We start from the raw sequence: 23,534 nt of genomic DNA, 5'->3' as shown, positions 1-23,534 counted from the left end.
GTTGGAATCGAACTGCTTACAGTTATAATGCATGAACTTTCACTATTGTAAAAGAGGCTTAGCCAACATCCCAGGCAATGCCCACCCTACTCGCCACTATCTACAATCAACGCTTCTAGGGCACCCTGTAAATCCTTGGTCAGGGCAGCTACTGCCTTGCGGCGACTTTGCTTATAGTCACTCCAACGATCGCTAACGCAAATCGGCTCCCCCACCGTCAGCAATGCCTCGCGCTTCCCAAGAGAAGGCCGAGGAAATGGATTTCCTCCCTGGAGTCGGGTGACCATATCCGTCAACAACAACACCGTTTCGGCAAACCGCTCTGCCGTCGGCTTTTCCAACACGTAGCGACCGGTAACCGCAACAAAGCTCTCCACCAAACGCATATGCCACATTCTCAGATCGGCCTCCTCCGCAATCCGATCGGCCAAACCTCGCTCCACTGCAGATATTGCCATATCATCCCGCAAGTCTTCTCGAAAGATACGCTCCCAGCCCGCCTGCTCCAAACGGCGACAACGATCAATCACAGATCCCTTAGGTCTCAGATCAAAGTACTTTTCGGCCACATCAAGGGCTCCATTGAGCAAATGCTGTAGTCGTGTAGCAAGCTGTGCATTCGCATCTGCTGCCTCACCATTGGGACACTCTAAACCATAAATCTGCTGGTAATAGCCCTCCATTAAGGTCAACAGATGCTCGGCTAACCGATAGAGACGCCCATAGAGATTAGTGATTTGAGCTGTGGGTAACTCCACAGGGGGCATGAACTTTTTGCTAGAACCTGCTATCCCACTGCGAGTCTCTAATTGACTCAGTAGATGATCGATAGCATCCCAAGGTGGATTGATATATCGATACTGAATTCCGATGGGGACAATATAGACCGGCTCAGTTCGCTCAGCTTTCACCAAATCCTCGACACACCAAAATGATAGCTGCGACACCCCTGGTTCTAAAGGACTCACAATTTCGTTATGGCCGTTATTTCCCCCTTCTGGTGCAGCTGCCAGGGGAAACCGACCATTAGCTAAAAGCTGTCGTGCAGATTTGAGGGCAACAAGGTCCAACTTGCCTCGCTGAATCGAAACTCCACCCAATCGAGAACATAGCTTACCTACCCAATTTCCAGCCCATAGGGGAATTCCTCGGTCATATATGAAATGACTATGGACTGGCTGCAGGTTTATACCTAGCTGTTTTGCCGACTGGGGGACGACATGCCATAGCAGATGGGCCAGACCATAGGCATCTTCGGGGGCAGGGTGACGAAACGCGATCGCAAACCGATTTTTTCCCGCCTGAAAATCCCCATACAACTGAGCCAAAACCTCAGCATTGCTGACCTTGATATTGACCAAGTCAGTTTGCCAACGGACCCAACCAGGCAAGGCCACCTTAACAAACCGTCGCACCCAAGGATGAAAACGTTCAGGAATAAAATCTAAGGGGGGTTGAGCACGGATAATCGCGTTTGTCACAAAACAACTCCTCTAATAAGCAAACCGTAAAATAAGCTGCTTAATCATTGCTTAATAGCTACAGCTAACCTTAGCGGCATCATGACGGTATTAATAGGCTGTGATGATTTCTGTATTGTCTACTCTAAAAGACTCTGAAACCCCTGTAGGTACTGCCTTACGGATTCAGGACATCCTTTATCAATCTTGGGGGATTTTAATATTTACTCATGGCTTTTAAAGCTTCCATAAAAGGCCATCCCTCAAAACACTGATCTTGAAGGAGCAAGCTTTAATAAACAAAGATATAAATAACGCACTACCTTTGATAGGTTCACATCCTATTAGATTGCTGAGCGCTTTTAGAAAAAGCCCTAATAAACCACGTCCAAGTTGAAACCTGTAGTTTCTCCCACGGTAAAACGACCGTCCTGGACGTGGACAAAGTTTATATAGGGGCTTTGTGTGTCCCACTCCGTTGTACATCCAATCTCTAACAGATTTTCTCTGTCCTAAACAACGGGGACATCACCATAAGTGAGCAGCAATTTTCATTAGCTACCAATTTAATCCTTTAACTTTTCTACCCTGCAAGCGGCTCAAAAATTTGAGCAGCCTCAAACAATTGAACAGCCTCAAACGTTTGAGCCACTTGCATGTGAATCTACTGAATTAGGGTGACAATCGACCGCACCTTATAGCCTATTGCTGTTAAGTTGTTTAGTCATTGTCCATGTCCACGCTTAGAGCCTCCCATTCCAGCAGCCAAGCCGTGAAAAATATGCCTATCAATGCACCCAGCATTGAGGCTTTATCACTACCTTGGGATGCATTGATTAATAACGTTAATAACGATTTTGACACTGCTAATACAATCGTCGAATCTATATTGACAGTTAAAAACCGCTGTCAAGTAACTCCTTTTTACATCCAGGCCGTCATTGCCAATTCTTCAGTATTTTTAGTCTCTAACACGGGCAATTCTGAAACCTTAAATCTCACTAGCGCAGGGGCATGTTGGCTCTTGGGACAATCCATGACCTGTGCCCTACCCATGAGAAATTCAACTGTTGACCCTTGTCATGCAGTTATTCGTCATACCCCCGAAGCCGGATTTTTTATTGCTGATGTTGGCAGTCAGGCAGGCACTTACCTAAACCGCCGTCGCCTTGCTCCTCAAAAACGAAAACCGCTAAGAGATGGCGACATGATTGAACTAGGGAACCTAGTAGTGGAATTCTTTGTGGATAACTTTGATCCCTTCGCAGACCCCCTAGATGACCGTAACATCGCCTATACAGGCTATGACATCACCTACACAGGTATGGAAATGGAAGAAACCTTGAATTAAAAAAGCAGTTTGCAGGATTCTAAAACCTATGTGCGTCGATATTGGCCACCAGGGAGTTGGACAATCACACCTGCAAGCTCTAACTGTAATAAGCCACTCAGTAGGACACTTGTGTCTAGCTGGGTGGTTTTTACTAAGTTATCCAAACTGATAGGGCAATCAGGAATCACTTGAAAAATAGGCTGTAAAGCCTGATCTAACTCTACCTCTGACACAAGTTCAGACATAGCCTCTAGAGTCTCCTTTTCAGGAGGTTCCTGTTGTTTCTCTGAGGAGATACCCTCATCATAGTTGGCTGGCTCCTCAGCTTTGTTATTCGTAAATTGATGGGCTACACCAATATTGAGTAGCTCTTGGACCAGCTGGTCCTCCCCCATCACAATAGTCGCACCGGTATTCACCAAAACCAGACAACCTCGGGCCGTAGGGTTATCTAAACCATCTGGAAGGGCATATACATGACGACCATAGTCATTAGCTAAATAAGCCGTGATTAAAGCTCCCGAACGTTCGGGAGCCTCCGTTACCAAAGTTGCATGGCTCAAACCGGCAATAATGCGATTACGCCTGGGAAAATGAGCTCGATCCGGTGGTACCCCATCAGGATATTCGCTCAAAATCAGGCCGGTTTCTAAAATGCGCTTATAAAGATGCTCGTTACTGCGTGGATAAACGACATCTACACCGGTACCTAATACGGCAATGGTCTGCCCATCGCTCTCTAAACAACTTTGATGAGCATAGGTGTCAATCCCAATGGCCATTCCTGAAACAACAGTAATCTGCTTCTGGCTAAGGCGACGACTCAGCCGCTGGGTCCAACGTCGACCGTAGGGACTGGGACGGCGCGTACCGACAATGCCCACAGTTATTGCAGTCGACTGGTTGGGACGGAACGGACCTCGGTGATACAAAATAGGAGGCGGATCCGGAATTTCCCATAGCAGCTTGGGATAGTTCGGATCCGCAGGGGTCCAAAAGTTTGGGAATTGAGCTGTGTGCTGGTCTAGCAAATGTTCAGGGTTGATATGCGATCGCGACGCCCTAATCTGATCCGCCGTCACCAAACCAATTCCATCAACCGCAAGTAGCTCAGCGGGGGCAGCCTGCCAAGCAAGTGATAAAGCACCGAAATGCTCATACAGTCGCTTGATCAGCACTGGCCCCACATCTTTAATTTTTGCCCAAGCTAGCCAATATGCCTGTTCCAACCGTTATGCCTGTTAGTCCAACGGTTCTAGAGTGCCCAAATGACTTGCAAAAAAAATATAAACACAAGCACTAAGCATTGACCTGACGCTGCTGCTTGAGATACTCAAAGACACTTTTATCACCAATATCAGGGGGAATCGGCTGCACTAGCTTACGAAATGCAAACACTGAAAATAAAACAGCCCAAACGATAAGCAGATCCCGTCCCAGCATCACTGGCAATGCACCAACTAAATGAGTCAGAAGCATGGCAGGTACCAACAACGTCAGAATCTTGGTTTCTAAACGATTAAAACAAAACGCTTCTTTGAAAAAGATTCCGGTCAGCGCAGCAAAGGTAAAACCAATACCTAGCATCGATAGAGGCTGCTGATAGGCTGTTAGAACCAGGGGAGCAGGAAATGAGATCGCAAGTCCGATACTAGCCAGCCCTCCCACCAGCCAGAAAACTTGTAATGCCTGATGCAACGGACGTAAGTAAATGTGAATAAACCAGAGACTCACGCCCAATCCTACCCACATCAAAAAATACAAACCAGAGGCTAACCACAATAGCCCAGCGGTAACACCACCTAAGAGCAATAGCGTCACGGCTAAGGCAAAACTAAACGCAGCCACTCCCAGACCAATACGGTAAATCACAACTTCTCGTCGATCGTTTGGAGTAATCACAAAAGGACCAAATTGCCCTTCATAGGTTTCTGAACTTACTTCTGTTGCTACCACGATGAACCTCCTAGTATGGACTAACTCAATCAATGGTCAGCTGCTTTTAGCCCTGGGGCGTTATCGACAGCGGTAACTCAATCGTAAAACACGTCCGGTCATCTCCACTCGTAACCTTAATAACACCATCAATATGGTGTACTAGCTTCTGCACCAAGGCTAATCCCAATCCCGTCCCCCCTTGTTTCCATGGATCTGAACTAGGTACTCGGTAAAACTTATCAAAAATACGCGGAAGTTTATCTTGAGGAATTTCCACACCTGTATTGACCAGATCAAACTTCAGGATATTAGGAGTCACTTGCCCTACAGAGAGGGCAATTTCCCCACCCGGTGGTGTATATTTGCAAGCATTATTCAAAAGCTCTGCCCAAATTCGATCAAGACTTGATAAGTCCGATCTCAAAACAGGTAATCCCTCAGTAATAGTCACATCCAATTTTTGCTGACGACTAGTGGCTCGCTCTTGAAAACTACTCACCAAAGCTGGTAACCATTCACTTAGCTGAATGGGTTGTAGAGCCAGTTCATGGTTACCGACATCTAATCGCTGCAAATCTAGCAAATCGTTAATTAAACTGATCTCGCGCTCACATTCTTCTTTAAGAATGCGATAGTAACGAGCGATGCGACCTTGCTCAGCATTGGGCTTGGTCAGGTCTTGCTCTAGCCCTAGTTCCTGAGTCAGGGTTACTCCTAAAAGCTGCAGCGCCACCCGCATGCTGGTAACCGGTGTACGCAGTTCATGGGACACCGTGCTCAAAAAGTCATCCTTGAGGTTATTGACTTGTTCTAATTCGCGTACTTGGGTCTGGGACTCTTGATAGAGACGGGCTTGACGAATTGCAATGGCACATTGGTTAGCGACCTGCTGTACTAGACGGATTTCATATTCGCTAAAGCCATGTTCTTTGTCGTTAATCAGCCATAGGTCCCCGAGCACACCCCGATCATCAAAAATGGAACAGGCTAACATCGACACCAACCCCCGCACTGGGTTAGGCGCAATAGAACAAAACTGAAAGTACTGCCCTTCCAGTAACTGGTGATAAACTTCAGGGAATGCCTCCATCTGAGAAACACGCCCACGGTCAGATGGTAGCGTAGTGTATTCGTAATAGATGGTAGAAGTACCCTGCTCTAAGTCATAGAGAGAGGTATTGGACCCCCTGACATTTAGCGCTTCGGTGAGTTCCTGTACCGCTGTTTGTAGAATTTGTTTTTCGTCCAGACCATCACGCACCCGGTCAGTAATCCGTTTGAGAGTTGCTTCAAACTCTGTAAGCTGATCCAGGGCACTATTACGCTCATCCAGCTTTTGACGCAAATCATAATTGACCTGGCGAACTTGAGTCAACTCGCTCACGTCCTGCAAAGTATTAATCAGGATAGAGCCACTATTGGTTTGCAATAGGGAGCGCCGTCCTAAAAACTGACGCAGTCCATTACGAGTACGAATGGTAACGGGTTGCTCCGCAATAGTTCCTGCACTAAAAAAACTGTCATCTTGCGATCTCAATAATTCCGTATCAATCACTGCCAACACGTCATGATCCAAGCATCCCCTTAGTTCTTCTGGCGATACATCGAGCAACTGACAACAGGCAGTATTCGCAAACAACCACCGATGATCTCGCCCTTTAGCATAGACGGGATATGCCACCGCATTTAGGATATTGGCCATTAACCCAATCGAATCTTGGGTATCGACACTTGGCGCGATAGATAAACTCATTTGGCAAGCGTGGCAGATAAGTGCTTACCTAAATATGCCCTGGATTTTCTGAAAATAGCCAGCCATGTATCATAATGCATGATCTTATTCAATTAAATCCGTAATTATACGCAGACAGCAGCAGATGAAATGAACCTTGCGCAGACGCCTGTAAAATTCTAGAGTTTGTTTCTTGTTAAACCCATGGGTCCTGCTCCCACCATCTGCACCACCGACTCCGTCATCTCCCCCAACATCGATTGGCAGAACTTAGCTTACCCGCCGCTCAAGCTAGGAGTATTAGCCTCTGGTAGTGGCAGCAACTTTGAGGCGATTATGACTGCTATCGAACGCTCAGAGCTCAGGGCAAAGGTTAACGTCCTTATCTGCAATAACTCTGGAGCTCAAGTAATCGAACGGGCCATTCAGTGGGGAGTCCCCACAGCTCTCTTGAATCATCGTGAGTTTGAATCCCGCACCGCTCTTGACGAAGCGATTGTGAAGACACTGATAGAACACGATGTTGACTGGGTGATCATGGCAGGCTGGATGCGGCGGGTCACTCTACACCTGATTAATGCATTCACCGGGCGTTTACTCAATATTCATCCCAGCTTATTGCCTAGCTTTCCCGGACTGCATGCCGTACAACAAGCTCTGGATGCTGGTGTAGCCATAGCAGGCTGCACTGTTCACCATGTCGAACTCGAAATCGATAGCGGCCCGATCATTATGCAGGCAGCCGTTCCTGTTATTGCAAACGATACTGAGAAGAGTCTTCAGTCCAGAATTCAAGTCCAGGAACATTGCATTTATCCAGTCGCCATTGCCCTGGCAGCCCATCGCTATGCTCAAAAACAACAGTAAGTATTCCGCAAACCTGATATCCAAAGCGCCACAAAGAATCAGCCACTAGGCCAAAACATTCATCGGGTAGGAAGGTCAATTTTTTAAGTGACCTTATCTCTGGAAATATGTGTGACTTAGGTTGCTTTTAATCCGGAAGTGAGACAACAAGCAGCGAATGTATAAATAGTTACCCACTAGTTGCTCGATTGCCTTTGCTGCCATGTTTAATACAACTCAACTAATTGGTGCAGATCTAGAAGTTTTGGTGCGGACCGCTCTACTCAACAAAGAATTGTCTCCTGGGGTAGCAATTGCCATTGAAAGCTATCGGGCCAAGTCTGAGCTAACAGCAACGGAAAAGCGACAGCTAGAGATTTTAGATAGGGCCATTAGCGATGGTTGCATCGTTACAGTCTAGGGACACGCGGCTATCGGTTGAGTCATATGGTCATTTATAGTAGTGATTATGGGTGGCTTCATGCCGCTTTGCTGCTGCTTCTTGAAACATCATGCTCCTGAGTTCGATATTCCATCGTTGCCGCTGGATTGTTGTGGTTGCGATCGCACTGGTCATCAACCTTACTACTACCACTCCTGCCAATGCCACTGGGGTATACGCCATGCCCATCGCTCCTAACGCAGATAACTGGGTCCTAGATGACGCGAAGCAAATCACTCGACTGAACGAGAGTAATCTCAACAAAGATCTCAAAAAACTAGCAGAAGCCACCGGTCAAGAAGTCCGCTATGTGACTATCCATCGCCTAGATTACGGCGAAACGGCCCAAAGCTTTTCTGAGCAGCTATTTAAGCGCTGGTTTCCCACCGCCGAAGCAGGCGCTAATCAGACAGTCGTAGTCCTAGATGATGTCACCAACAACATCGGTCTTACATCCGGAGAAGAAACCGCCGCCCTGCTTCCTGAAGAGATCGCTGAAAGCATCACTCAGGAAACCATGAAAGCGCCCCTACTCAAAAGCAACAGTTACAACCGAGCATTTAGTGATGCCACAATACGTCTAGCCTCCGTACTAGCGGGTGAGCCGGATCCTGGTCCGCCCCTGATCGAAGAAACTATTAATGTCGAAGGCACTTTCGCTACTGCCGAAGAAACCGAAGAAAACCGCACTTTCTCCACTTGGGTCGTCGTCGTGCTATTGATTTTGGCAACCGTCATCCCCATGGTCACCTACTACTGGTATATATCTGCAGGTGGTTAACACAGCTGCTTCATCACTCAGATAAACTAAATACCATTAAAAAGCGGCCCAGTTTGTGGGTCGCTTTTTGATTTCAGTTCAAAATTTAGAATGCTCAGCGAGCCGAGAAAAGCAAGGCTTTACTCAACATTCAAACCTAAGCATAAACGGCTTCCAGAGCATCACTGGTTACACCCTGTAGCAGCCCTTCAGATAGGGCCATATGCAACATCAAATCAACCACACGGTTTGAGTAGCCCCACTCATTGTCATACCAAGTCAGCAGCTTGAAGAAATTAGGATTGAGTTCAATCCCAGCACCCGCATCAAAAATGCTGGAACGAGGATCGCCGACAAAGTCAGTCGACACAACGGGATCTTCGGTATACCCCAAAACCCCACGCAATCCATTTTTGGATGCCGCTTTCATCGCATCACAAATTTCACGATAGTTAGTCGATTTTTCTGTACGAACGGTTAGATCAACCACTGACACATCAGGAGTAGGAACCCTTAGTGCCATACCAGTCAACTTCCCTGTTAGTTCAGGTAATACCAGGGTAACGGCCTTGGCTGCTCCTGTAGATGCCGGAATAATGTTCTGAGCTGCACCACGGCCACTCCGCAAACTCTTCTTATTGGGACTATCAACGGTAGCCTGAGTCGCTGTTGCAGCGTGCACAGTGGTCATCAGACCTTCTGCAAAACCGAAATGCTCTTGAATGACTTTAGCCACAGGTGCTAGACAGTTAGTGGTGCAACTAGCATTGGAAACAATTTGATCTTTCTGGGGGTTAAAGGTCTTATGGTTAACGCCGACTAACAGCGTAGGCACTTGATCAGGACTCTTGGTCGGTGCAGAAATCACTACACGCTTTGCACCAGCTTTAAGGTGATTTGACGCTTGATCATGGGTAGTAAACCGCCCAGTCGCTTCAACAACATAGTCAACACCAAGACTGCCCCAAGGCAACTCAGCTGGATTAGCTATAGAAAAACAGGGAATAAATCTACCACTGACGACAATTCCATTATCCCGAGCTTCAACATGGCCGGGGAACTGACCATGGGTGGAATCATATTTAAGTAGATAAGCAAGATTTTCAGGGGATACCAAATCGTTAATACCAACAAACTCAACATTCGAGTTGTTGATAGCAGCCCGCAGTATCAAACGACCAATACGGCCAAACCCATTGATGCCAACTTTCAGCACGGCCATGACAAATTATTGCTCATAGATGGTGTACACAATCACTGCCTCACTAAGCGAGCAGCTTGTACTTGTTTATGGCTAATTAAGAGCAGTGCACGGGGATCATCGGTTTTCCTTTAGAGTTACAGCCATGTATATAAATTAGGGTTTCAAAACATAGGCAAAGGTAACTAAATCGAGATCATTTGCAATGAAATGACTCAAATTATTTCATTGGCTTGCAATAATTCAGAAGAGGTCAATGTAGCGATTTGCTCATGTATTTGTTGCACAGTTGTTGCCCATGTCTGTTTATCTAAAGCGGGGGTAGATGGTGTTTCATCCAAGGGGGCTTCAAAGGTTAGCCAAGACCGACACCCTCCATAAACAGACTGCCAGTCAATCTGTATGGGTATTGCCAAGCAATGTACTCGCAACAACAGTATATGCAGCGGTTGACTGGGTTTCCAGCAAAAACGTTCCGTGACAAATTGCTCATTCCAGATATGGAAAGGTAACAGTGCTTCTATTTTGTCTAAAGTTTTCACAGTCCAGACATGAGAAATCTCGGCCCAAGCTAGTAAGGTCACTTGGGTGGGATATCTACCAGAATCTACCGGCATGACTTTCGCCGCCCATTGCGGCTTTAATAGATGAGGCTTTTGATGCTCATAAGTAGGATACAGCCACACTCGCTGATGGGGCACGATAAACTGTTGTCCGACCTCGCGAATACCCCCTTTACGGAACAGAAGAATGGTTCGTCCTTGGGTGAGAGCATCCACAGCAATAGACCATTCCTTAAGAGCATGCTGCAACACAAGCTGTACCAAAACACAGTGCCCACATCCTAAACCACATCTCAGTAGTATCAGATCGGCTTCTCTAGAAAAGAGATAGTAATGGCATAGACAAGGTTTAAAAGTATTAGCCGCCTCCCAGCACTATGGGAAGCGGCTAAACATTATGTTAACAGGCCGTTACGGCTTACCCAACTGGTGTGGCAACGGTTTCAGCACTGTCAAGTGTCTCAGGGCGATCGGCTTCAGAAGGAGGAACTACCTGCCAGAACTTAGGCAGATAGTTATCCCAAGCAGCCAGAATCCGTGCGGCTTTAGTACTACCAGTCCGATCAACATGGTTGCTGAGCATATCTTTCAGTTGCTGAGCTCCTGCTGTCGTGATCACTCGCTGCACCTTAACAATCTCAGGATTCACTCGGGTGGGGAAGTCACCCTTTTCATCTAGAAAATAGCCCAAACCACCGGTCATACCAGCACCAACATTGCGCCCCACACCGCCCAGGCAAACAACAACACCGCCCGTCATATATTCGCAACAGTGATCACCGGCCCCCTCAATCACGGCCTGACCTTTGGAGTTACGTACAGCAAACCGCTCACCAGCCTGACCAACAGCATAAAGAGTACCGCCGGTCGCACCATAGAGACAAGTATTGCCAACAATCACGTTCTCAGATGGGTCGTACTGAATCCCTGCAAAGGGGGTAATGACCAGCTCACCACCGTGCATTCCTTTTCCAACATAATCATTGGCCTCACCGACTAACCGCAGGTTCATGCCAGGTAGGTTAAAAGCACCAAAGCTCTGACCAACACTGCCATTAAAGGTGAGATTTAAAGTGCCCGCAAACCCGCTATTGCCATATTGCTTAGCGATCGCACCAGAGACTCGGGCACCAACAGAGCGGTCGGTATTAATGACATCAAAGGTTTTACTAAGCTCTCCCTGATTGGTGATGGTTTGCTGAATCTCGGCATCCGCCAGCATGATGTCATCAAGCACAGGGCCGTTGGTGTTGATGTCACCATGTTCTAGCCAGCTGCGATCGCTCCGCGTATCCGGCAGCTGAGTAATAATATCCAACGTCAACCCCTGGGTCTTGGCCAGACTAGCCTCAGCCCGAGGCACTAGCAAATCCGCCCGACCAATCACCTCATTTAAGGAACGGTACCCCAGATGAGCCAACAGGGAACGAACTTCATCAGCCACAAAGTGGAAAAAATTTACCACATGCTCTGGAATACCACTAAAGCGTTTCCGCAGTTCCTCCCGTTGAGTGGCTACCCCAACGGGACAGCTATTGGTGTGACAAACACGAGCCATGATACAGCCTTCGGCAATCATCGCAATGGTGCCAAAACCATATTCTTCTGCCCCCATCAGAGCTCCCATCAAGACATCCCAACCAGTCTTCAAGCCTCCGTCTACACGCAAGAGCACCCGGTTTCGCAGCTGATTTTCCATCAGCACTCGATGGACTTCAGTGAGCCCTAGTTCCCAAGGGACTCCAGCATGCTTGATAGAGCTGAGGGGCGATGCGCCAGTACCACCGTCATGGCCAGAGACTTGGATGATATCGGCATTAGCCTTGGCCACACCAGCAGCAATCGTGCCGATACCAATTTCAGACACAAGCTTCACAGATACCCCTGCCGCAGGATTGATCTGATGTAGATCAAAAATAAGCTGGGCCAAGTCTTCAATTGAATAGATATCGTGGTGAGGTGGTGGTGAAATCAGAGTTACACCAGGCTTAGAACGACGCAGCGAGGCAATGTAATCACTGACCTTACGTCCCGGCAACTGGCCACCCTCACCGGGTTTAGCGCCCTGAGCCAGCTTGATTTCAATTTGCCTTGCACTCATCAAATACTCAGGTGTGACACCAAAGCGACCTGAAGCTACTTGTTTAATAGCTGAACAAGCCGTATCCCCTGGTTTTAGGCCCTTGAGGTGAGGCAGAGTGGCAGACAGCCCCTGATCGTCCACGTCGCTGATGGGTTGGAAGCGTACTGTGTCTTCACCTCCTTCACCAGAGTTAGACTTACCTCCGATCCGGTTCATTGCGATCGCTAGTGTTTCATGGGCCTCTCGTGACAGCGCCCCAAGCGACATTCCCCCCGTACAGAAACGACGCATAATCGCTTCTACTGGTTCGATTTCATCCACCGCAATAGGAGCACGATCGCTCCTGAAATCCAGCAAATCCCGCAAAGCTGCCACCGGGCTGCCCTTGAGATGTTCTTTATACACCTCGTAATGAGCATACTCATTTGCCTTCAATGCCTTATGGAGCAGTTTCGTCATTTGTGGACTATTACTGTGATATTCACCTCTGGGTCGCGGCTGAATAAAACCCAGATGCTCAAGACGTTTGCCTGTTAACTCAGGAAACGCCTTGCTGTGAAAACGCATCGTTTCCTGAGCCAATTCCTCCACAGTTACCCCCCCTAGGCGAGAAATACTCCCTTTAAAGCCAACGTTCAGGAGTTCTGGGCCAATACCAATTGCCTCAAAAATCTGTGCCCCCTGATAGCTGGACAATAGCGAAATTCCCATCTTCGAAAGAATCTTAAGTAACCCAGCTTCCACAGCCTTACGGTAGTTAGCCTGGGCTCCATTTAAGGTATTCACTGGCAATTTGCCAGTTTCCATCAACTTCTGAGTTCTGTTGGTTGCCCACCAATGACGTACACTCTCCAGCGCCAGATAGGGACAGACCGCACTGGCACCATAGCCAATTAGGCAAGCAAAATGGTGGGTACTCCAACACTGGGCGGTATCCACCAAAAGCGAAGCCCGCATCCGTAGGCCTGTACTAATTAGATGATGGTGAACGGCACCCACCGCTAGCAGAGGTGGGATATAGGTCTGCATCGCAGACACAGTCGCTGGATTACCACCCGTATCGATGCGATCGCTCAGAATTAGAATCTCAGCACCTATCTTCACGGCCTCATCTGCCTGGTCACAAATAGCATTAAGGGCTTTAGTCAAACCATTGGGGCCATCTTCAACGGTATACAAGGTAGAAATACTAGCCGTCTGCAAATTACCCTGACGAATAAGCGCTAACTCATTATCATTAATCACTGGAGAATCCAACTTAATCAGCTGACTTGGATGCTCATTCAATAGACTGTGACGTTTACCTAACTGCATTTGTAGCGACATCACCAACCGTTCCCGCAGGGGATCAATAGGCGGATTCGTCACTTGGGCAAATCGCTGTTTGAAGTAGTTATAGAGCAGATGAGATTTACCTGAGAGCACCGCCAGGGGAGCATCATTACCCATACAGTAAGTGGACTCTTTCCCCTGGGCAGCCATATCCTGAATGATCATATCCAGATCTTCAGCACTATAACCAAAGGCCGTTTGCTGGCTCAGTAATACTTTTCCATCCAGCTGTGGCTGCTCTCGGAATAATTGAGGAGATACATCCTGACGATGGTTCCGTAGCCATTCGCCATAGGGCTGGGTTTGAGCTACACGCTTTTTGATATCCCAATTCTTCAAGATTTCATGAGTCTCAAAGTCAATGGCAATCATCTGACCAGGCCCCAATCGCCCCTTCTCCACCAACTCTTCTGTAGGTAGATCAACGACACCAGCCTCGGAGGATACGACAAGATAACCGCTACGAGTAATAGCATAGCGAGCTGGACGCAGGCCATTACGGTCCAGGGTGGCCCCTACCTGCTTACCATCACTAAAGACCACTAAGGCAGGACCATCCCAAGCCTCCTGCACACCGCTGTAGTACTCATAAAAATCGGTAATTTCAGGATAGTTCAGCAGCTCAGGCTGGTTGAGGTAGGCTTCAGGCACCATCATCATCAGCGCCTGGGCAGGGGTACGCCCTGAACGCACCAACAGCTCCATTACATTGTCTAAATTAGCCGAATCGCTATTGTCAGCATTCACAATTGGCTTGAGCTGCTCAATGCGTTCTCCCCATACAGGGCTGGCTAAATCTGCTTCACGTGCCGTCATCCAATTGATATTGCCAATCAAGGTATTGATTTCACCGTTGTGGCCTAGTAAACGCATCGGATGGGCCAAGGGCCACTTGGGCAGGGTGTTAGTGCTAAAGCGACGGTGATAGACCGCAAAGGCGCTTTCATAATCGCTATTTTGTAAATCCAGATAAAACTGTCCCAGCACTTCGCTACGCACCATGCCTTTATAAACCAGGGTACGGCTCGACAAGGAACAAACATAAATATCCTGCAACGCAGCCCTCAGTTCCTCTGAAACCTGTACCGCTTCTAACGCCCGCATCCAAGCACGGCGCAGTAAAAATAGCTGTCGCTCCAGCGCATCCCCTGAGACCTTAGATTCCACAAGCACCTGCTCAATCTGGGGTTCAAATTCTCGGGCCAAGGTCCCCAAGGCATCAGAAGCCACTGGCACAGGACGCCAACCCAGAACAGTCATACCAGCCGTCGCCGCCACTTGGGCAAATTGCTGTTTAGCAACATCAACTGATTCACCATGACGAGGCAAAAACGTCATCCCCACCCCAACATTGCCCGGTGTTAACACCTGCTCACCAGCCCAACTCTGCAAAATTTTCCAGGGGATCGCGGTCATAATGCCAGCGCCATCCCCAGAATCTTGATCAGCGCAGCAACCGCCTCGGTGCTCCATACAGTCGAGGGCATGCAAGGCATCAGCAACTAAGCGATGGCTAGAACGCCCCTGCTGATCAGCAATAAACCCTACACCACAGGCATCTCGTTCCTCCACCAGTGATTTAGGTCCCAATGGATTCAACCACTGAGATTGCTGATTCGATCGAAGATTGTCCAAACGCTTATTAACCATGAGCCGTTGCAAAAAGAAAAAAGAAATTAAGATTGAGCGCCCAACTATCGGATGACATTATCGGCAGATACTATCGATAGCAATTAAAGAATTTTCCCTCGGACTTAAACCTAGGGAGATCAACGAGCACAATGGGGTTTTCTAGAGTTGGTACACCATAACTCCACAGCGCTGCTGAAAACTCCATTTCATCAGTCAACCTCGCTAGGCAAAATTGATGTGTATAGATTGATACCCCCAACAGTTGCCTTGGAATTGCCAGAGGAGCAAGCTCCCAACAATAGACAGTTGATTGAAAGTACGAACAATACCTCAGCTACTATGACGATGATCACACTATCTTTAACTATTTAAAAGTAAATCAAATTTAGCCATCCTTCATGGAAGCCGACAAACTGTGAATGAAAATTACTGGAAAACACTGAGGATCGATATTATTGAGCACGTACACCGAATTAGTCAAGAAGAGTCAAAGGCTTGCCCAATCTGAACTTAGACAAATGATCCCAAAATATTTATGTGCAAAATCTCTCATCTAATGGAGATGATTCATCAATTCTGACAAGCACCCTCCCATAAATCATTGGTATTTTTGTGGTTTTGCCTGATATATCATTCCTTCAATCATAGGGTTAGCATTTGAGAGAGGGAGTACCCTTAATGTGGCTTCAGACTTGATATCAATTAGAACTGTGATCTAGTTGGTATCTGGAAGTCTATTGCTGATTCACTTTAATTCATTCGCCTCATTGCCTATGTCAATGCCAGGTCTTCGATCGCTTTATCTGAGATCATCCCTGAAATATCTTGTCTTGATGCTGTGTGTCTGTGGTTTTGTGCTTGGGGGGACACAGCTTAATCCGGAGCCGGCACTTACCAATGTAATCACATCATCTATTGGCCAACTGGCAGTCGTACAAGCAGCAGAGCCTACTGCCAGTGGTCGACAGTTGAGAGTCAATGGACGGTTGGTAAACGGGACATGGCAGCAGCGTCGGGATTTAATTGGGATTACGGATGGTGCGATCGCAAGTCAATTGGGTATCGATCTTGGCAGCACCCGTAATCCAACAAAGCAACCTGTCGCCTGGTTTATGCCCCAAAATCCAGGCATGTTGACTTTATCGGCATGGCACTACCAAAACAATCGCTATCTAGACATTGCCCCCCTGATCCGTCAGCATGGCTGGCAGGTCAATCCCCAAGGCTCAGTACTGGATTTGCAACTGCCAGCCAGTCAAATTAATGCGATCCGTCAGGGTCGCCAAACTTGGGGGAATCGGCTGGTATTGGATCTCAGTCAGGCCGCTGCATGGCAAGTCAGTCCAGCAGGCAATAGCATTACAGTTACAGTTGATGCTGGCATAGGTAAAGATGCGATTTCTAACTTTAAACTGACACCCACCAATAGCCTAAAAAAAATCAATATCACCTCTAGTAATCAGCGCACTACCCTGACAATCACAGTCGCAGACCATCTCCATCCCCACATATGGAGCATCGCTGAGCCCTATCGTCTAGTCATTGATATTCGTCCCGATGCCCTCAAACCAAAAGAAATCCTCTGGGCTGACGGCATCCAGTTCCAACAGCGTTACTTTGCACTCAACAACCAACGCTTTCCCGTTTATAGCCTAAGTCTGGACATCAAAGATTCTGACAACGTTACCCTACTCCCCCTATGGGCATTCCCCAACCAGGCCCCCGGCATTAAACCACCTGCAGACATCGCAGAACAGTGGCAAACCACAGCTTTACTCAACGGGGGCTTTTTCAATCGCAACAATCAGTTGCCGTTGGGGGCTCTACGTTATAACAACCGATGGATTTCCGGCCCCATTCTAAGTCGTGGCGCTGTCGGCTGGGATAACCAAGGCAACATCGTCATGGACCGGTTGAGCCTTAACACCACTGTCACCGCCAATGACCAAACCTATCCTATAGATACTCTAAATAGTGGCTACGTCAAAGCTGGCATCGCTCGCTATACAGAAGCCTGGGGCAGCCAATACACCACCTTAATTGACAATGAAATTGTCATTGCTGTTCAAAATAAGCAGGTCATCCAACGGTACAACCTGAATACAGCTGGCCAGGAGACTATTCCCATTCCACCAGGGGGATATCTATTAGTTCTCAGGGCCTTTAAATCTGCTGCCCCTGCCTTTTTGCCAGGCACAAATGCTACCCTCACCCAACAGTCTCAACCCTCTAGTTTTGAACAATTTCCCCATACCATTGGTGCCGGTCCCTTGTTAATCACCCAAGGCAAGATTGTTCTAGACGGCCAGCTTGAGGGGTTCAGTAGGAACTTTATCGAAGGTAAAGCCCCTCGAAGTATTTTGGGGGTCACCTCCAACGGTCAAATCAAACTCATCACCATTCAAGATCGGATTGGTGGACGAGGCCCCACATTAGTAGAAACCGCCAAAATCATGGAAGGACTCGACTGTACAGAAGCCCTTAACCTAGATGGGGGCAGCTCATCTAGCCTTTATCTGGGGGGTCAACTCATCAACCGTCATCCACACACAGCTGCTCGCATCAATAATGCGCTGGGAATTTTCTTAACTCCTCCGACCTTAGATCGTCCGTAAAATTATCCGTGATTGAAGCAACCTTTAAGGTAATACCCCTAAATTGAAGACTCCGTTTATTTAACCGTTTCGGTAGCCCTACTCCTGACGTTTATCCAATTTCCACTGTTATGATTGGACCTGAATTAAATAGCATTACCTAACTTGCTTCACTGGAGCGCATGGCTCGTTGTTGAGCTTGATGGCTCTAGATAAGCAACTAACTAAATCCCTTGTAGCTCCTTTTATTACGGCAATTAAACCGTTATTCAAAATTTGCGCTGACTATCACCAGCGTTGACATTAACCTACTGCTCAGCTTCCACAGAATTAAGTGCTCCTTGGCTTTGGCAATGCTACAGAGTCATTTGTGACTCAATCGTAGCCGCTATCGACATCTGTACTCATCCAAACAGGAACTATTATCATGGTCCAAACTCAAGATCGTCCTAAGTCTTCTACGCAGGAAAACAAAGAGAGCTTAACCGCCATCAAAACCACCTCTCCCATGAATGACACACGCCCCTGGGGCTCTTTCACTGTCCTCGAAGAAGGCAAAGGCTACAAAATTAAACGTATTGAGGTTAAACCCGGTCATCGCCTCAGCCTACAAATGCACCACCATCGCAGCGAGCACTGGATCGTAGTATCTGGTACAGCCAAAGTTATTTGTGGAGACAAGGAAACTCTCCTCTGCACTAATCAGTCCACCTACGTACCGGCTTGCACTGCTCATCGCCTAGAAAATTCAGGCGTCATCCCCCTAGTACTCATTGAAGTACAAAACGGCGAATACTTAGGTGAAGACGATATTATTCGCTTCCAAGATGACTACGCTCGCACAGAAAAAAAGTAGCCTCCATCTAAACACGAAAATACGGCCAGTCATCCTAAGAAAATGACTTCATTGAGATTGCTTAGCCTAGGTAGTATTACATCTGCCTAGGCTAGTTCTTAATTACATACATTACATCCTCTGCAAGCATCGCTCTAGTGAGGTGCAAAAAAAATCATTGACAATAAAGCCTCAGAATCGATAGGATGGGGTCTTGTGAAAACTTCGAAGCAATAGGCATTAGCCTTTCTCAATATGCCAACTATTCAACAGCTCATTCGGAGTGAGCGGAGTAACGCTCAAAAAAAGACAAAGTCCCCAGCGCTGAAGAGTTGCCCTCAGCGTCGAGGAGTATGTACTCGTGTCTACACTACAACGCCTAAGAAACCTAATTCGGCATTGCGTAAGGTAGCCAGGGTTAGACTTACGTCTGGATTTGAGGTAACCGCCTACATTCCAGGTATTGGCCATAACTTACAAGAGCACTCCGTTGTCATGATTCGAGGCGGTCGTGTCAAGGATCTTCCTGGTGTCAGATACCACATTATTCGTGGCACCCTTGACACCGCTGGGGTGAAAGATCGTCGTCAAGGTCGTTCCAAGTATGGAGCTAAGCGCCCTAAGGAGTAACGGTTCTGCGGCAGCGCACTACGAGGGTTAGGCAGGTGTGGTCTTTACTTTCGTGTAGTTGCAGTGCGTCTGCTAGTGTATACGCCACAAAACTCTCTAGCTAGACCAGCTGTAGTCGACTAAAAAAGTCGCTACTTAGCACTCAACTTACTAATTCGTTACCAAAGGATTACTATGTCTCGTCGTTCGAGCGCTCAGAAACGCGTTGTTCCACCTGATTCCGTATATAGCAGCCGATTAGTTAGCATGATGGTTCGACGCATCATGGTTAGCGGGAAAAAATCCTTATCCCTGCGAATCGTTTACGGAGCCTTCAAACTCATTGAAGAACGCACTGGCAATGAACCTTTAGAGGTGTTTGAACAAGCCGTCCGCAACACTACACCTTTAGTTGAAGTCAAAGCACGTCGTGTTGGTGGAGCCACTTACCAAGTTCCGATGGAAGTGCGAGCTGATCGGGGAACCGCTCTTTCCCTACGATGGATTTCTCAATTTGCTCGTCAGCGAGCTGGTAAAAGCATGGCCATCAAGCTTGCCAATGAGCTGATGGATGCAGCTAATGAAACTGGTGGAGCTGTTCGCAAGCGCGAAGAGACCCATCGTATGGCAGAGGCTAATAAAGCTTTCGCTCATTATCGATACTAAATGTTTGGGAACCATTTAGCCTCATTGACCCTTGTATAGAGATACGACTGTCAAATATGTCGTTTGGAAGTTGCAGTCATGGCACGTACCTCTCCATTAGATAAAGTTAGAAATATTGGGATTGCTGCTCACGTTGATGCAGGTAAAACCACAACAACCGAACGGATCCTCTTCTACTCTGGTGTTGTTCACAAGATTGGAGAGGTGCACGATGGCAATGCCGTTACTGATTGGATGGAACAGGAGCAGGAGCGTGGTATCACTATCACTGCTGCTGCCATCAGTACTAGCTGGCGCGATCATCAGATCAATATCATCGACACCCCTGGACACGTTGACTTCACTATTGAAGTAGAACGCTCAATGCGTGTTCTAGATGGTGTGATCGTTGTTTTTGATTCAGTGGGTGGTGTACAGCCACAGTCAGAAACGGTATGGCGGCAGGCTGATCGCTATAACGTTCCACGCATTGCCTTTGTCAATAAGATGGATCGGACCGGAGCTAATTTCTTCCGGGTTTATGAGCAGGTACGTGAGCGACTCAAAGCTCATGCTGTTCCTATCCAGATACCCATTGGGACTGAAGATCAGTTCCAGGGGGTAATAGATTTGGTAAAGATGCAAGCTCACATCTATACCAATGACTTGGGTACAGATATCGAGGAAGTCGATATTCCGAAAGAACTTCAAGCACAAGCCGAAGAATATAGGGCTCTTTTGATTGAAGCTGTAGCTGAAACCGATGATGCTCTGATGGAGAAGTATCTCGAAGGTGAGGAGCCCAGCAACCAAGAAATCATGCATGCAGTACGCAAAGGTGTGACTAGCGGTAGCTTAGTACCTATGCTATGTGGTTCAGCATTTAAGAATAAAGGTGTTCAGCTTTTATTAGATGCAGTAGTTGACCATCTGCCATCCCCCCTAGATATACCAGCCATCCAAGGTTCATTACCGAATGGAGATACTGGTGAACGACCTCCTGAAGACGACGGACCGCTGGCGGCTTTGGCGTTCAAGATTATGTCAGATCCCTATGGGCGACTCACCTTCATTCGCATGTATTCAGGTGTATTGGCCAAAGGCAGCTATGTTTACAACGCTACCAAAGATAGGAAGGAGCGAATTTCTCGTTTAATCGTCCTCAAGGCGGATGACCGCATTGAGGTTGATGAACTACGTTCGGGAGATTTAGGAGCCGTATTAGGACTTAAACACACAACAACGGGTGACACAATCTGTACAACAGACAGTCCGATTGTGTTAGAGTCCTTATTCGTACCAGAACCCGTCATATCCGTTGCTGTGGAACCCAAAACCAAGCAGGATATGGAAAAACTGGCCAAAGCTTTGCAATCATTGTCTGAGGAAGATCCCACATTTAGGGTGTCCACAAATCCTGAAACAAACCAGACCGTGATTGCAGGAATGGGGGAGCTTCATCTAGACATTCTCGTGGATCGCATGAAGCGAGAATTCAAGGTAGAAGCAAACATTGGCGCACCCCAGGTCGCCTATCGCGAAACCATTCGCCAGGCAATTACCGCTGAAGGTAAATTTGTGCGCCAAAGTGGGGGCAAGGGCCAGTTCGGCCATGTTGTGATTGAAGTTGAACCAGGGGAGGAAGGCTCCGGATTTGAATTCGTATCTAAGATTGTTGGCGGCACGGTGCCCAAAGAATATATTGGCCCCGCTGAAGCTGGCATGAAAGAAAAGTGCGAATCTGGTATCCTAGCTGGGTACCCCGTGATCGACATTAAAGTCACAATGGTGGATGGTTCTTACCACGATGTGGACTCGTCTGAAATGGCTTTTAAGATCGCTGGATCAATAGCTATTCAAGACGCAGTCACAAAGGCCTCTCCAGTCTTACTGGAGCCTATGATGAAAATCGAGGTTGAAGCTCCTGAGGAGTTTCTCGGTGACATTATGGGAGACCTTAACTCTCGTCGAGGCCAGATTGAGGGTATGGGGTCTGAGGATGGAATTGCCAAGGTAAGTGCAAACGTACCTCTGGCTGAAATGTTTGGCTATGCCACTGATATCCGTTCAAAGACCCAGGGTCGAGGCATATTCTCTATGGAGTTTAGTCGCTACGCGGATGTTCCGCGCAATGTGGCCGAAGCGATTATCGCTAGAAACAAAGGGAACGCATAAGTAATTTAGGGACAGAGGAAATAAATGGCACGCGAAAAGTTTGATAGAAGTAAGCCCCACGTTAACATCGGCACCATTGGCCACGTTGACCATGGTAAGACCACTCTAACAGCAGCTATCACCATGGCTCTGGCAGCAGCTGGTGGTGCTAAAGCTCGTAACTACGAGGATATTGATGCAGCTCCTGAGGAAAAGGCACGGGGTATCACCATCAACACTGCTCACGTAGAGTACCAGACTGAGACCCGTCACTATGCCCATGTAGACTGCCCCGGACACGCAGACTATGTGAAGAACATGATTACTGGCGCAGCTCAGATGGATGGTGCCATCCTCGTTTGCTCTGCAGCAGATGGTCCTATGCCCCAGACTCGTGAGCACATTCTGCTCGCCAAGCAGGTGGGCGTACCTCACATTGTTGTTTTCTTGAACAAGCAAGACCAAGTAGATGACGAGGAATTGCTTGAGCTAGTTGAGCTTGAGGTTCGTGAACTCCTCAGTTCCTATGATTTCCCCGGTGACGATATTCCCATCGTTGCAGGTTCTGCCCTATTAGCTGTCAATGCATTAACGGAAAAAGGTGATATCGGTCGTGGTGAAGATGAGTGGGTTGATAAAATCCATGCTTTGATGGATGAGGTTGATTCCTATATCCCCACGCCTGAACGTGATGTCGACAAACCTTTCTTGATGGCCGTTGAGGACGTCTTCTCAATTACTGGTCGTGGCACTGTTGCTACTGGCCGGATTGAGCGTGGTAAGGTAACGGTCGGTGAAACCATCGAAATTGTTGGTATCCGTGATACCGTCGAGAGCACTGTAACTGGTGTTGAGATGTTCCAGAAAACCCTAGATGAGGGTTTGGCCGGGGATAACGTAGGTGTACTTCTACGTGGTATTCAAAAAGAAGATATTCTTCGTGGTATGGTGCTTGCTAAGCCCAAGAGTATTACTCCTCATAATAAGTTTGAAGCAGAAGTATATGTACTGACGAAGGAAGAAGGTGGACGCCATACACCTTTCTTCCCTGGCTACAAGCCTCAGTTCTATGTACGGACTACTGACGTAACAGGATCTATCACTAGCTTTACCGCTGACGATGGTAGTGCGGCTGAGATGATTATGCCTGGTGACCGCATCAAAATGAATGTGGAATTGATTAACCCTGTAGCAGTTGAAGAAGGCATGCGCTTTGCTATTCGTGAGGGTGGCCGTACTGTAGGTGCAGGCGTCGTTGCCAAGATTACCGAGTAATTCTTACTTAGTAATCTGTTTTAACTTAATACGAAGAAGGTGTGATATTAATGCCTTCTTCGTTATCCAGGTCTTTAGACCTATGAACCTTGATAATTGA

The 23,534-nt window shown here is 47.5% G+C and carries 18 protein-coding genes; 10 read left to right on the top strand and 8 right to left on the bottom strand.

The genetic code is table 11. The annotated features are described in order from the left end of the window. Positions 1–86: 86 nt before the first annotated feature. A complete protein-coding gene (locus IXB50_RS08800; protein ID WP_215608581.1) occupies positions 87–1,481 on the bottom strand; it encodes a 1-acyl-sn-glycerol-3-phosphate acyltransferase in 1,395 nt (464 codons plus the stop codon). Between the two features lie 712 nt (positions 1,482–2,193). Here IXB50_RS08800 and IXB50_RS08795 point away from each other — a divergent pair. Next, positions 2,194–2,811, top strand: a complete 618-nt coding sequence (locus tag IXB50_RS08795) for an FHA domain-containing protein (protein WP_215608580.1) — start codon at positions 2,194–2,196, stop codon at positions 2,809–2,811. A gap of 26 nt (positions 2,812–2,837) precedes the next feature. On the opposite strand, the gene dprA is transcribed toward IXB50_RS08795, so the two are convergent. The 3 genes from dprA to IXB50_RS08780 form a co-directional block, all read right to left on the bottom strand. Beyond that, positions 2,838–4,022 carry a DNA-processing protein DprA gene (gene dprA, locus IXB50_RS08790; protein ID WP_215608579.1) on the bottom strand — a complete coding sequence of 395 codons (1,185 nt, stop codon included), beginning with the start codon at positions 4,020–4,022 and terminating at the stop codon, positions 2,838–2,840. 70 nt (positions 4,023–4,092) lie between these two features. Continuing rightward, positions 4,093–4,752, bottom strand: coding sequence for a DUF2301 domain-containing membrane protein (locus tag IXB50_RS08785; RefSeq protein ID WP_407658803.1), 660 nt, complete (start codon positions 4,750–4,752; stop codon positions 4,093–4,095). A 43-nt stretch (positions 4,753–4,795) separates the two neighbouring features. Beyond that, positions 4,796–6,484, bottom strand: coding sequence for a sensor histidine kinase (locus IXB50_RS08780; protein ID WP_215608577.1), 1,689 nt, complete (start codon positions 6,482–6,484; stop codon positions 4,796–4,798). A gap of 183 nt (positions 6,485–6,667) precedes the next feature. Between IXB50_RS08780 and purN the strand changes: the two genes are divergently transcribed. Next, complete coding sequence (gene purN, locus IXB50_RS08775; RefSeq protein ID WP_215608576.1) at positions 6,668–7,330, top strand: phosphoribosylglycinamide formyltransferase; 663 nt, start codon at positions 6,668–6,670, stop codon at positions 7,328–7,330. 202 nt (positions 7,331–7,532) lie between these two features. After that, a complete protein-coding gene (locus tag IXB50_RS08770) occupies positions 7,533–7,730 on the top strand; it encodes a hypothetical protein (protein ID WP_215608575.1) in 198 nt (65 codons plus the stop codon). Positions 7,731–7,760: 30 nt separating this feature from the next. Here IXB50_RS08770 and IXB50_RS22045 read toward each other — a convergent pair whose 3' ends face one another. Beyond that, entirely contained in the window at positions 7,761–7,934 is a 174-nt protein-coding gene (locus IXB50_RS22045) for a hypothetical protein (protein WP_246564284.1), read from the bottom strand. Here IXB50_RS22045 and psb32 point away from each other — a divergent pair. Continuing rightward, positions 7,933–8,532 (top strand): photosystem II repair protein Psb32, encoded by a 600-nt coding sequence (gene psb32, locus IXB50_RS08765; RefSeq protein WP_246564282.1) that lies wholly within the window; start codon positions 7,933–7,935, stop codon positions 8,530–8,532. The genes IXB50_RS22045 and psb32 overlap by 2 nt on opposite strands. Before the next feature lie 136 nt (positions 8,533–8,668). On the opposite strand, the gene gap is transcribed toward psb32, so the two are convergent. The 3 genes from gap to gltB all read right to left on the bottom strand — a co-directional run bounded on the left by gap (position 8,669) and on the right by gltB (position 15,340). Beyond that, on the bottom strand, positions 8,669–9,733 hold the full coding sequence (gene gap, locus IXB50_RS08760) for a type I glyceraldehyde-3-phosphate dehydrogenase (protein WP_215608573.1): 1,065 nt from the start codon (positions 9,731–9,733) through the stop codon (positions 8,669–8,671). A gap of 194 nt (positions 9,734–9,927) precedes the next feature. After that, entirely contained in the window at positions 9,928–10,539 is a 612-nt protein-coding gene (locus tag IXB50_RS08755; RefSeq protein WP_216867623.1) for a DUF1802 family protein, read from the bottom strand. Between the two features lie 154 nt (positions 10,540–10,693). Continuing rightward, positions 10,694–15,340 carry a glutamate synthase large subunit gene (gene gltB, locus IXB50_RS08750; RefSeq protein ID WP_215608572.1) on the bottom strand — a complete coding sequence of 1,549 codons (4,647 nt, stop codon included), beginning with the start codon at positions 15,338–15,340 and terminating at the stop codon, positions 10,694–10,696. Positions 15,341–16,095: 755 nt separating this feature from the next. On the opposite strand from gltB, the gene IXB50_RS08745 reads away from it, so the two are divergent. From IXB50_RS08745 to tuf, 6 genes are all read left to right on the top strand, one after another. Beyond that, complete coding sequence (locus IXB50_RS08745) at positions 16,096–17,937, top strand: phosphodiester glycosidase family protein (protein ID WP_215608571.1); 1,842 nt, start codon at positions 16,096–16,098, stop codon at positions 17,935–17,937. A 406-nt stretch (positions 17,938–18,343) separates the two neighbouring features. Beyond that, the gene (locus IXB50_RS08740) at positions 18,344–18,772 is read left to right on the top strand and encodes a phosphomannose isomerase type II C-terminal cupin domain (RefSeq protein ID WP_215608570.1); all 429 of its coding nucleotides are present in this window, start codon (positions 18,344–18,346) and stop codon (positions 18,770–18,772) included. Positions 18,773–19,006: 234 nt separating this feature from the next. After that, positions 19,007–19,381 carry a 30S ribosomal protein S12 gene (rpsL, locus tag IXB50_RS08735; protein WP_006515834.1) on the top strand — a complete coding sequence of 125 codons (375 nt, stop codon included), beginning with the start codon at positions 19,007–19,009 and terminating at the stop codon, positions 19,379–19,381. 174 nt (positions 19,382–19,555) lie between these two features. Then, the gene (gene rpsG, locus IXB50_RS08730; RefSeq protein WP_215608569.1) at positions 19,556–20,026 is read left to right on the top strand and encodes a 30S ribosomal protein S7; all 471 of its coding nucleotides are present in this window, start codon (positions 19,556–19,558) and stop codon (positions 20,024–20,026) included. A gap of 78 nt (positions 20,027–20,104) precedes the next feature. Next, positions 20,105–22,180, top strand: a complete 2,076-nt coding sequence (fusA, locus tag IXB50_RS08725; RefSeq protein WP_215608568.1) for an elongation factor G — start codon at positions 20,105–20,107, stop codon at positions 22,178–22,180. Positions 22,181–22,204: 24 nt separating this feature from the next. Next, complete coding sequence (tuf, locus tag IXB50_RS08720; RefSeq protein WP_215608567.1) at positions 22,205–23,434, top strand: elongation factor Tu; 1,230 nt, start codon at positions 22,205–22,207, stop codon at positions 23,432–23,434. Positions 23,435–23,534: the final 100 nt, after the last annotated feature.

The organism is Leptothoe spongobia TAU-MAC 1115 (assembly GCF_018739885.1).
GTDB lineage: Bacteria > Cyanobacteriota > Cyanobacteriia > Phormidesmidales > Phormidesmidaceae > Leptothoe > Leptothoe spongobia.
The sequence above is the reverse complement of the archived record's forward strand: the minus strand, read 5'-3'. Positions and strand labels throughout refer to the sequence as shown.

Excerpts from the sequence above, each read along its gene's own strand:
- IXB50_RS08795 (WP_215608580.1), top strand. The coding sequence starts at position 2,194 with ATGTCCACGCTTAGAGCCTCCCATTCCAGCAGCCAAGCCGTGAAAAAT.
- rpsG (WP_215608569.1), top strand. The coding sequence starts at position 19,556 with ATGTCTCGTCGTTCGAGCGCTCAGAAACGCGTTGTTCCACCTGATTCC.
- gltB (WP_215608572.1), bottom strand. The coding sequence starts at position 15,340 with ATGGTTAATAAGCGTTTGGACAATCTTCGATCGAATCAGCAATCTCAG.
- IXB50_RS22045 (WP_246564284.1), bottom strand. The coding sequence starts at position 7,934 with ATGGCGTATACCCCAGTGGCATTGGCAGGAGTGGTAGTAGTAAGGTTG.
- IXB50_RS08740 (WP_215608570.1), top strand. The coding sequence starts at position 18,344 with ATGGTCCAAACTCAAGATCGTCCTAAGTCTTCTACGCAGGAAAACAAA.
- fusA (WP_215608568.1), top strand. The coding sequence starts at position 20,105 with ATGGCACGTACCTCTCCATTAGATAAAGTTAGAAATATTGGGATTGCT.
- rpsL (WP_006515834.1), top strand. The coding sequence starts at position 19,007 with ATGCCAACTATTCAACAGCTCATTCGGAGTGAGCGGAGTAACGCTCAA.
- IXB50_RS08780 (WP_215608577.1), bottom strand. The coding sequence starts at position 6,484 with ATGAGTTTATCTATCGCGCCAAGTGTCGATACCCAAGATTCGATTGGG.
- IXB50_RS08745 (WP_215608571.1), top strand. The coding sequence starts at position 16,096 with ATGTCAATGCCAGGTCTTCGATCGCTTTATCTGAGATCATCCCTGAAA.
- psb32 (WP_246564282.1), top strand. The coding sequence starts at position 7,933 with ATGCCCATCGCTCCTAACGCAGATAACTGGGTCCTAGATGACGCGAAG.
- purN (WP_215608576.1), top strand. The coding sequence starts at position 6,668 with ATGGGTCCTGCTCCCACCATCTGCACCACCGACTCCGTCATCTCCCCC.
- gap (WP_215608573.1), bottom strand. The coding sequence starts at position 9,733 with ATGGCCGTGCTGAAAGTTGGCATCAATGGGTTTGGCCGTATTGGTCGT.
- tuf (WP_215608567.1), top strand. The coding sequence starts at position 22,205 with ATGGCACGCGAAAAGTTTGATAGAAGTAAGCCCCACGTTAACATCGGC.
- IXB50_RS08770 (WP_215608575.1), top strand. The coding sequence starts at position 7,533 with ATGTTTAATACAACTCAACTAATTGGTGCAGATCTAGAAGTTTTGGTG.